Below are 10184 nucleotides of genomic sequence, written 5' to 3' on the forward strand. Positions count from 1 at the left end.
CGGGCCGTCGTTGCGGTCCGGCGAGCCGGCCGGGACGTAGCGCTCGTCGCCCCAGAACACGTCCACCCGGGCCCAGTCGACGGTGTCGCGCGCCGGGGTGGCGGCGATCGCCGACCAGACCTGCTCCATGATCGAGCCCGCGGTCAGCGCCAGCGCCGCCCGGCCCCGGCTCTGCTGGGCCCGGCCGAGCGTCGCCAGCACCCGGACGGCGACATCGGTGGCCAGGCTCTCGGCGGTGGCCTGGATGATCAGCTCGGGCTGGGCGGGCATCGGCGCTCAGGCCTCCTGCTGTTCCAGCGCCGGGTCGTGCCAGATGTGGGTGCGCACGGCCGGCCGGTCGTTGAGCCCGGTCAGGCCCGAGACCGCGCCCAGCGCCTCGCCGTAGGGCTGGTCGGCGTCCAGCCTGCGCAGCTCCTCGGCCAGCATGTCGCCGGTGGTCCGCTGCGGGAACGGCTGGATGGTGTCCAGCTGGCCGGGCCGGCGCATCAGCAGCTTGTAGCCCTCGTTGGTCATCTGCACCGTCCGGCCGTCCTCGAACTCCACCGAGACCGAGACGATGTACTTGCCTTCGGCCTTCTCCACCGGAACGGTGAGCCCCAGGCGGGAGGACAGCCAGCCCGCCAGCAGCTGCGCCGACGGGTCCTGCGGGTTGCCGGTGACGATCACCGAGGTGGCCGGCTCGGAGGCGGTGTCGAACGCCGCCGCCAGCGCCGCCCGCCACGGCGTGATGACCGTCCAGGTCAGGTCGGTGTCGCCCGGGGCGAAGTCGACGGCCCGCTGCTGCAGCGAGGCGGCCGGGTCGGCGTCGCGGATGACGTTGCTGATCCGGCGGTCGGCGAACACCCCGAGCGGGTCGTTGGCGATCACCTTGGGGGTCTCGGAGTACCACCAGGCGACCACCGGCGCGTCCGGGGCCAGCAGCGGCAGCGTGACCGACTCGGCGTGCAGCCCCAGCCGTCCGAACATCCGGAGCACCACTGCCTCGCCGGGACCGTGCCGGCCGCCGATCGAGACCTCGGCGTCCAGCCGGGGAACCGGCGCGTCGATGTGGTGGCGCAGCACCATGATCACCCGCATCGGGTGCTTGGCCGCAGCGGTCGCCACGGCCGCCTCGACGTCGGCGGTGTCCTTCTCCTCCAGCACCACCACCAGGGTGAGGGCCAGCCCGCTGGTCACCGCGCCGCCGGAGCGACGCTCGGCGGCCAGCGCCTGCACCACCGCCGTTCCGGTGGTGTCCCAGAGTGTGGTCACCGCACGCCCCCTTCTCCTACGTAGCCCGCGTAGCTCGCGTGACCCACACAGCCCACGTAGCCCGCGTGACCCGCGCAGCTCAGATCCGGGCAGCCGATCATGGCCGCCGCCAGGTGCGCCCGTCGCGGGCGAGCATCTCGTCGGCGGCCTTGGGGCCCCACTCGCCGGCCCGGTAGGCCGCCGGCTCCTGGCCGGCCCAGAACTCCTCCAGCGGGTCGATCACCCGCCAGGACGACTCGACCTCCTCGTTGCGCGGGAACAGCGTCGCGTCGCCGAGCATCACGTCCAGGATGAGCCGCTCGTAGGCCTCCGGCGAGGACTCGGTGAACGCCTCGCCGTACAGGAAGTCCATCGAGACGTCGCGGACCTCCATCATGGAACCGGGCACCTTAGAGCCGAACTTCAGCGTCACGCCCTCGTCCGGCTGGACCCGGACCACCAGCTGGTTGTGCCCCAGCTCCTCGGTGTCGGTGTGGCTGAACGGCAGGTGCGGGGCCTTCTTGAACAGCACCGCGATCTCGGTGACCCGGCGGGGCAGCCGCTTGCCGGTACGCAGGTAGAACGGCACGCCGGCCCACCGCCGGGTGTCGATGCCGAGCCGGACCGCGGCGTAGGTCTCGGTCTTGGAGTCCTGCGGGACATCCTTCTCGTCCCGGTAGGCCGGCACCCGCTCGCCGGCCAGCCAGCCCTGCTGGTACTGGCCGCGCACCGCGTAGGCGGCCCGGTCGGCCGGCAGCGTGATCGCCCGCAGCACCTTGAGCTTCTCGGTCCGGATCGCCTCGGCGGTGAACTCCACCGGCTCCTCCATCGCGGTCAGCGCGAGCAGCTGCAGCAGGTGGTTCTGCAGGACGTCCCGGCCGGCGCCGGTGGCGTCGTAGAAGCCGGCCCGGCCGCCGATGCCGACGTCCTCGGCCATGGTGATCTGCACCGAGTCGACGTAGTTGGAGTTCCAGACCGGCTCGAACAGCTGGTTGGCGAACCGCAGCGCCATCAGGTTCTGCACGGTCTCCTTGCCGAGGTAGTGATCGATCCGGAACACGTCCTCGGCGGTGAACACCTCGTCCACCAGCGCGTTCAAGGCCTTGGCGCTCGGCAGGTCGTGCCCGAACGGCTTCTCCACCACGACCCGGCGCCAGCCGCCGGAGGTGGCGTTGTCGGCCATCTTGGTGCGCTCCATCTGCCGCAGCACCACCGGGAACATGCTCGGCGGGATGGACAGGTAGAACGCGGCGTTGCCCTTGATGCCGTGGCTGTTGCGCAGGTCGTCCAGGGTGGTGGCCAGGGTGTCGAAGGCCTGGTCGTCGTCGAAGGAGCCGGCCACGAACTTGATGTCGCCGGCCAGCCGGTCCCAGACCTCCTCGCTCCAGTCGGTGCGGGCGTGGTCCTTGGCCGCCTTCTTCGCCAGCGTCTCGAAGTCGCCGTCCTCCCAGTCCCGGCGGGCGAAGCCGAGCAGGACGAAGTCGGCCGGCAGCAGGCCGCGGTGGGCCAGGTCGTAGATGGCCGGCAGCAGCTTCTTGCGCGCCAGGTCACCGGTGACGCCGAAGACCACCAGCGCGCAGGGCTCGGGAACCCTCGGCAACCGCCGGTCGCGCGGATCGCGCAGCGGGTTGGATCGCAAGCCCGGCCGCACCTGTGGGCCGTGGCCGGCGCCGATCGCGGAGGGCTGGTCCTCGGTGAGACTCACGGGCTTCTCCTTAGAGCGCTTCGAGTAGCTGTCCGATGCCGGCCGCCCGGTCGGTCAGGTGCAGGTGCAGCACCGGACGTCCCTTGTCGGCCAGCACCGCGGCGTCACCCGCGGCCTGGGCCTGCTGCAGCGAGGCGAAGGTGTACGGACGGTCGGGCACCTCCAGGTCACCGCCAGCATCCTGCCCGGGGGCAGCGGTGATCTGCAGGAACACCCCGTTGGGATGCCCGCCCTTGTGGTACTGGCCGGTCGAGTGCAGGAACCGGGGCCCCCAGCCGAAGGTGGTCTGCAGGCCGGTCCGGCGCGCCAGCGCCTGCCGCAGGGCAGCCGCCTCGGAGTCGGCATGCCGGTCCAGGTAGGCCTGGATGCTGACGTAGCCGCGCTCGGGCGCCGCGGCCAGGAAGGCCTGGAGCGCGTCGACGAGGGTGCCGGCCGAGGACAGCTCGAAGCCGGCGGCGAAGACCTCGACGGCCCCGTCGGTCAGCGCGGGCTCCTCGCGGCCGGCCTGGCCGGGGGCGTCGAGCAGCGCCCGCGCCTGCTTCTTGGCCTCCTCGACGTTGGGCTGGTCGAAGGGGTTGATCCCGATGATCCGGCCGGCGATCGCGGTGGCGTACTCCCAGAGCAGCAGCTGGGCGCCGAGCGGGCCGCTGACCGCCGCGCCCCAGCCCGACGCGGGCCGGTAGGAGTCGTCGTAGCCGCCCAGGGAGATCGCGATCGCGTCCTGGCCGGCATCGGCGAAGCCCGGCGCCCGCGGGTCCTCCACCACCACCGGCAGCAGCCCGCGGCCGTTCTTGCCGGTGGACTCGGCGATCAGCTGCTCGGCCCAGTCGCCGAAGCCGATGATCCCCGAGCCCAGGTCGGCGAAGACGGCCTTGTCGCAGCCGGTGTTGTGCGCCAGCCCCAGCAGCGCGCCGAGCCGCAGCCCGGGGTTGGCGTCGGAGTCTGCCGACAGCACGGTCGCTGCCTCGGCCGCGGAGTCCAGCAGCGCGGCCAGGTCGGCGCCGGCCAGGCCGGAGGGCACCAGGCCGAACGCGGTCAGCGCGCTGTAGCGCCCGCCCACATCCGGATCGGCCAGGAACACCTTGCGGTAGCCGGCGTCCTCGGCGGTCTGCTGCAGCGGCGAGCCGGGGTCGGTGACCACCACGATGCGCTGCCGGGGATCGATGCCCCGGTCGGTGAAGGCCTTCTCGTAGGCCCGCCGGTGCGAGTCGGTCTCCACGGTGCCGCCGGACTTGCTCGACACCACCAGGACGGTCCGGTCCAGGTTGTCGGCCAGGGCGGCCCGCACCTGCCCCGGATCGGTGGTGTCCAGGGTGACCAGGTCGAGGCCGGCGGTCGCGCAGATGACCTCCGGCGCCAGCGAGCTGCCGCCCATGCCGGCGAGCACGACGTGGTCCACGCCCTCGGCCCGCAACTCCTCCCGCAGCGCGGTGATCTCGGCGATCAGCGGCCGGGAGGTCTCGGCCAGCGACACCCAGGACAGCCGCTTGGCCGCCTCGGACTCGGCGTCGGCGCCCCAGAGCGTGGGGTCCTGGGCGGCGATCCTGCTGGCGACCTGGTCCTCGACCAGCTCGGCGACGGCCGCGGCGAACGCCTGCTCGTCGTGGTAGCCGAATTCCAGCCTCAGGCCGCCGCCGGTGACCGAGGCGAGCTCGCTCATGCCGATGCACCGTCCCGGTCGGCGTTGCCGGCCTTGCTGGGGTCGCCGTTGTCGGCCTTCTGGGCCCCGGCGGTGAGCTGCTTCTGCACGCCCTCCAGCAGGGTCGACCAGGAGTCCATGAACTTGTCGACGCCCTCGGACTCCAGCAGCTCGGTGACCTCGTGCAGCTCGATGCCCAGCGCCGACAGGTCGCTGACCACCTTGCGCGCCTCGTCGTAGCCGGAGTCGGCGGTCGGGCCGCTGATCGTGCCGTGGTCGGCGACCGCGTTCAGGGTGGCCTCGGGCATGGTGTTCACGGTGTCGCGGGCAACCAGCTGGGTGACGTACATGGTGTCGTCGTAGGACGGGTCCTTGACGCCGGTGGACGCCCAGAGCGGGCGCTGCACGTGGGCGCCGGCAGCCCGCAGCTCCTCCCAGGCAGGGCCGCTGAAGACCTCCTGGAACGCCTCGTAGGCCAGCCGGGCGTTGGCGATGCCGGCCTTGCCGCGGACCGACTTGGCTTCGTCGGTGCCGATCTTGTCCAGCCGCTTGTCGATCTCGGTGTCCACCCGGGACACGAAGAACGACGCGACCGAGCGGATGGCAGCCAGGTCGATGCCGGCCTCGCGGGCCCGCCGCAGGCCGTCGAGGTAGGCGTCCATCACCTTGCGGTAGCGCTCGATCGAGAAGATCAGGGTGACGTTGACGCTGATGCCGGCCGCGGTGGCCGCCGCGATCGAGGGCAGCCCCGCCTCGGTCGCCGGAATCTTGATCATCACGTTCGGCCGGTCGACCAGCCACCACAGCGCGGTGGCCTCGGCGGTGGTCTTGTCGGCGTCGTGGGCGATCCGCGGGTCCACCTCGATGGACACCCGGCCGTTCTCGCCGTCGGTCGAGTCATACACCGGGCGCAGCACGTCGCAGGCCCACCGGATGTCGTAGGCGGTCAGCAGCCGGACGGCCTCTTCCAGCGACACCTCGCGCACCGCCAGGTCGTGCACCTGCTGGGCGTAGGCGGAGTCCCCGTCGGCGGCGCCCTCCATCGCCTTCTGGAAGATCGAGGGGTTGCTGGTCACGCCGACGACGTGCTTGGTGTCGATCAGCTCCTGCAGGTTTCCGCTGACCAGCCGCTCCCGGCTGATGTCGTCGAGCCAGATGGACACGCCTTGGGCCGACAGGTCGGCGAGTGCGTCGCTCATGATCGATCCTCTCTTCAAAAGCTACTTTCCACCGCTGAGGTGGGATCCGGCTAGTTGCCGGTGGTGGTGCCGGTGATCTCGCCTATCCGCTCCAGGCTGGTGTGGGCGGCGGTGACCACGTTGTCCGGAGTGAAGCCGAACTGCTCGAACAGCACGTTGACGTTGGCGCTGGCGCCGAAGTGGTCCAGCGCCACGATCTCGCCGGCCTCGCCGACGATCTCGCGCCAGCCCAGCGGCACGCCGGCCTCGATGCTGACCCGGGCCTTGACCGCCGGCGGCAGCACCTGCTGCTGGTAGGACCGGTCCTGGGCCCGGAACCACTCGACGCACGGCATCGACACCACCCGGGTCGGGGTGCCCTCGGCCTCCAGCCGCTCCCGGGCCCGCAGCGCCAAGCCCACCTCGGAGCCGGTCGCGATCAGGATCACCTTGGGCAGGCCCGCGGACGCCTCCTCCAGGACGTAGCCGCCCTTGCCGGCGTCCACCACCTTGGCGGGGTCGAGCACCGGCAGCCCCTGCCGGGACAGCGCCAGGCCGGCCGGCCGGTCGGTGTTCTCCAGCACGGTGCGCCAGGCCACCACGGTCTCGTTGGCGTCGGCCGGCCGGACGATGTCCAGCCCCGGGATGGCGCGCAGCGCGGCCAGGTGCTCCACCGGCTGGTGGGTCGGGCCGTCCTCGCCGAGGCCGATCGAGTCGTGCGTCCAGACGTAGATGGTGGGCAGCTGCATCAGCGCGGCCAGCCGGACCGGCGGGCGCATGTAGTCGCTGAACACCAGGAAGGTGCCGCCGTAGACCCGGGTGCCGCCGTGCAGCGTGATCCCGTTCATGATCGAGCCCATGGCGTGCTCGCGGATGCCGAAGTGCAGGGTGCGCCCGTACGGCCCGCCCTCCCAGGCCTTGGTCTGCCGGTCGGCCGGGATGAAGCTGGGCTCGCCCTCCATGGTGGTGTTGTTGGACTCGGCCAGGTCCGCCGAGCCGCCCCAGAGCTCGGGCAGCACCGGGGCCAGCGCCGAGAGCACCTTGCCGGACGCGGCCCGGGTGGCGATCGAGTTCGGCTTGCCGTCCTTCTCGGTCGGGAAGCTGGGCAGCGCATCGGCCCACCCCGGCGGGAAGCTGCGGTTCACCAGGCGGTCGAAGAGCTGCTTGCGCTCGGGGTTGTCCTCGGCCCACTTGTCGAAGCCCGGCTGCCATTGCTCCCGGGCGGTCCGGCCGCGCTGGACCAGCTCGCGGGTGTGGGCGAGCACCTCGGCGGCCACCGCGAACTGCTCGTCCGGGTTGAAGCCGAGGATCTCCTTGGTCTTGCGGATCTCCTCGTCGCCCAGCGCCGCGCCGTGCGCCTTGCCGGTGTTCTGCATGGTGGGCGCCGGCCAGCCGATGATGGTGCGCACCGCGATGATGGACGGCCGGTTGGTCTCGGCCCGGGCCGCCTCGAGGGCGGCCTCGAGCGCCACCACGTCCTCGCCGGAGTCGACGTACTGGGTGTGCCAGCCGTAGGCCTCGTACCGCTTGAGCACGTCCTCGGAGAACGCCACGTTGGTGTCGTCCTCGATCGAGATGTGGTTGTCGTCGTAGATCAGGGTGAGGTTGCCCAGCTGCTGGTGCCCGGCCAGCGAGCAGGCCTCGCTGGACACGCCCTCCTCCAGGCAGCCGTCGCCGGCGATCACGTAGATCTGGTGGTCGAAGACCGACTCGCCGGGCGCGGTGTCGGGGTCGAGCAGGCCACGCTCCCGGCGGGCCGCCATCGCCATCCCGACCGCGTTGCCGACGCCCTGGCCGAGCGGGCCGGTGGTGGTCTCCACGCCGATGGTGTGACCGTGCTCGGGATGCCCGGGGGTGAGCGATCCCCAGGTGCGCAGGGACTTGAGGTCCTCCAGCTCCAGCCCGTAGCCGGCCAGGAAGAGCTGGACGTAGAGGGTGAGCGAGGAGTGGCCGTTGGACAGGATGAACCGGTCGCGGGCGACCCAGTTGGGGTCGGTCGGGTCATGGCGCATGGTCCGCTGGAAGAGCAGGTAGGCCAGCGGCGCCAGGCTCATCGCCGTACCGGGATGGCCGTTGCCCACCTTCTGCACCGCGTCGGCCGCCAGCAGCCTGGCGGTGTCCACCGCTTGGGAATCGAGTTCGGTCCACCAGTCCGGGTGGGTCTGAACGATGCCGGATGCGGTTTCGGTCACGTGCCTCTCCTGCTCTGTAGATATCGCGGTAGGGCTTGAATCGAGCCTAATCGCTTACAGCGGTGTGTTGTCGAGGGGTAGACGCCCCTGTCGTAGGCCGTGTCAGGAATCTGCCGGCCGCCGGTGGGGAGGGATCTCGCGGTGTCGCGAGGCCTGTCAACGACGCCGGATGCGGTGGCGGCCGTGGTTTCGGCCGGGCGTTACGCTGGGCCGGTGACGCAGACCCCGGTTGCCCGCACTCGCTCGGGGCATTCCGGCGTCGCTACCGGCTCGGCGATGACCTCGATACGAGCCTACGTGGCCCTGACCAAGCCACGCATCATCGAGTTGCTGCTGGTGACCACGCTGCCGGCGATGGTGCTGGCCGCGGGCGGCCTGCCGCGCTGGCAGACGGTGCTGGCCACCCTGGTCGCCGGCACCCTGGCGGCTGGGTCGGCCAATGCGCTGAACTGCTACCTCGACCGGGACATCGACGCGCTGATGCGCCGCACCGGGCACCGGCCGCTGGCGCTGCGCGACGTCTCGCCGAACGGCGCGCTGGCCTTCGGGACGGCGCTCGGGGTGATCGCGGTGGCGTCGATGGCGCTGTTCACCAACCTGCTCGCCGCGGCGCTGACCGCGCTGGCGATCGCCTTCTACGTGGTGGTCTACACGATGCTGCTCAAGCGGCGGACGTCGCAGAACATCGTCTGGGGCGGCGCGGCGGGCTGCATGCCGGTGCTGATCGGCTGGTCGGCGGTCACCGGCTCGCTGGCCTGGGCGCCGGTGCTGCTGTTCGCCGTGGTGTTCTTCTGGACGCCGCCGCACTTCTGGGCGCTGGCGATCCGCTACCGCGACGACTACGCCCGGGCCGGTGTGCCGATGCTGCCGGTGGTCGCCTCGCCGGTGCAGGTCGCGCGCCAGATCGTGGCGTACTCCTGGCTGACGGTCGCGACGTCGCTGGCGCTGTGGCCGCTGGCGACCGGCTGGGTGTACGGGGTGCTGGCGCTCGGCGCCGGGGTGGCGTTGCTGGCCGAGGCGCACCGGCTGCTCGCCGCCGCCCGCAGCGGCTCGGCGGGACATCCGATGCGGCTGTTCCACCTGTCCAACAGCTACCTGGCCTTCGTCTTCCTGGCCGTCGCGGTGGACACCTTCCTGCGCTGAGGCGCTCGGTTGGGCCGAGCAGGCGCGGGCGGCGCACCGCCTACGATCGGGGTGTGAACAGCCACCTTGCCCTCGCCAGCTGCCTGGAGATGCCGACCGGCGACGGGGACGACCTGTCGCTGGTGCAGGCGCTGACCGACCTCGGCTACCGGGTCAGCATGGTGCCCTGGGACCAGCCCGGCGTCGACTGGTCCGAGTACGCCGCGACGGTGATCCGGGCGACCTGGAACTACACCACCCAGCGCGAGGAGTTCGGAAAGTGGGTCACCTCGGTGCCCAGGCTCCACAATCCTGCCCCGGTGGTGCTGGCCAACACCGACAAGACCTATCTCGCCGACCTGGCCGCCGCCGGCCTGCCGGTGGTCCCCACCCAGCTCGTCCCGCCCGGCGCCGAGCCGGAGCTGCCGGAGTCCGGGGAGTTCGTGCTCAAGCCCTCGATCGGCGCCGGCTCGCGGGGCGTCGGCCGGTTCGACGCCGGCAGGCCCGGCGCGCACCAGCAGGCCCGCGAGCATGCCGTCCGGCTGCACGCGGCCGGCCGGACGGTGCTGGTCCAGCCCTACCTGGACACCGTGGACACCGCCGGCGAGACCGCGCTGATCTTCTTCGACGGGGTGTTCAGCCACGCCATCCGCAAGGGCCCGATGCTGGAGCCGGAGGTCCGGCACCCGATGGACTCCGCCGCGCTATACATCGAGGAGAACATCACCGCCCGGGAGCCGTCACCGGCGGAGCTGGCGGTGGCCGAGCGGGTCCTCGCGCACGCCAACGCCGGGCTGGCGGAGAACCTGCTCTACGCCCGGATCGACCTGCTGCCCGGCCCGGACGGCCCGGTGGTGGTCGAGCTGGAGCTGGTCGAGCCGTCGCTGTTCTTCCGGTACGCCGACGGGGCGGCCGAGCGGTTGGCTGCCGCGATCAGCGCCCGGGTGAGCTGATGGCTGCCCACTCGGCAGATCGAACAGGGCAGGCCCCGCTGGAGGTGCCCATCCTGGCGCTGGCCGGCGACGCCGAGCGGCAGGCAGGGCTGCGCCGGATGAAGGTGGTCGCCACCGGCGGCCTGGTGCTGGCCGCCGTGGTGTTCGTGATCTGCAAGGTGGTCG

8 protein-coding genes are annotated in these 10184 nt (G+C 71.9%); 2 read left to right on the forward strand and 6 right to left on the reverse strand.

The annotated features are described in order from the left end of the window. From VF612_RS02595 to tkt, 6 genes are all read right to left on the reverse strand, one after another. On the reverse strand, positions 1 to 270 hold a 270-nt coding region (locus tag VF612_RS02595; protein WP_408658283.1), incomplete at its 3' end, for a 6-phosphogluconolactonase. A 6-nt stretch (positions 271 to 276) separates the two neighbouring features. Beyond that, entirely contained in the window at positions 277 to 1251 is a 975-nt protein-coding gene (locus VF612_RS02600; RefSeq protein WP_408658284.1) for a glucose-6-phosphate dehydrogenase assembly protein OpcA, read from the reverse strand. A gap of 97 nt (positions 1252 to 1348) precedes the next feature. After that, positions 1349 to 2881: a glucose-6-phosphate dehydrogenase gene (gene zwf / locus VF612_RS02605; protein ID WP_408658290.1), complete on the reverse strand. Its 1533-nt coding sequence runs from the start codon at positions 2879 to 2881 to the stop codon at positions 1349 to 1351. Between the two features lie 64 nt (positions 2882 to 2945). Then, a complete protein-coding gene (locus VF612_RS02610) occupies positions 2946 to 4595 on the reverse strand; it encodes a glucose-6-phosphate isomerase (RefSeq protein WP_408658285.1) in 1650 nt (549 codons plus the stop codon). Next, positions 4592 to 5773 (reverse strand): transaldolase, encoded by a 1182-nt coding sequence (gene tal, locus VF612_RS02615; RefSeq protein ID WP_408658286.1) that lies wholly within the window; start codon positions 5771 to 5773, stop codon positions 4592 to 4594. The genes VF612_RS02610 and tal overlap by 4 nt, the downstream gene beginning before the upstream one ends. A gap of 50 nt (positions 5774 to 5823) precedes the next feature. Beyond that, entirely contained in the window at positions 5824 to 7944 is a 2121-nt protein-coding gene (gene tkt / locus VF612_RS02620; RefSeq protein WP_408658287.1) for a transketolase, read from the reverse strand. A 276-nt stretch (positions 7945 to 8220) separates the two neighbouring features. On the opposite strand from tkt, the gene VF612_RS02625 reads away from it, so the two are divergent. Together VF612_RS02625 and VF612_RS02630 are read left to right on the forward strand one after the other, a co-directional pair. After that, entirely contained in the window at positions 8221 to 9087 is an 867-nt protein-coding gene (locus VF612_RS02625) for a heme o synthase (RefSeq protein ID WP_408658288.1), read from the forward strand. A 53-nt stretch (positions 9088 to 9140) separates the two neighbouring features. Then, positions 9141 to 10019 carry an ATP-grasp domain-containing protein gene (locus VF612_RS02630; RefSeq protein WP_408658289.1) on the forward strand — a complete coding sequence of 293 codons (879 nt, stop codon included), beginning with the start codon at positions 9141 to 9143 and terminating at the stop codon, positions 10017 to 10019. The last annotated feature ends 165 nt before the right edge of the window (positions 10020 to 10184 follow it).

Source organism: Jatrophihabitans sp. (assembly GCF_036388195.1).
Taxonomy (GTDB): domain Bacteria; phylum Actinomycetota; class Actinomycetes; order Mycobacteriales; family Jatrophihabitantaceae; genus Jatrophihabitans_A.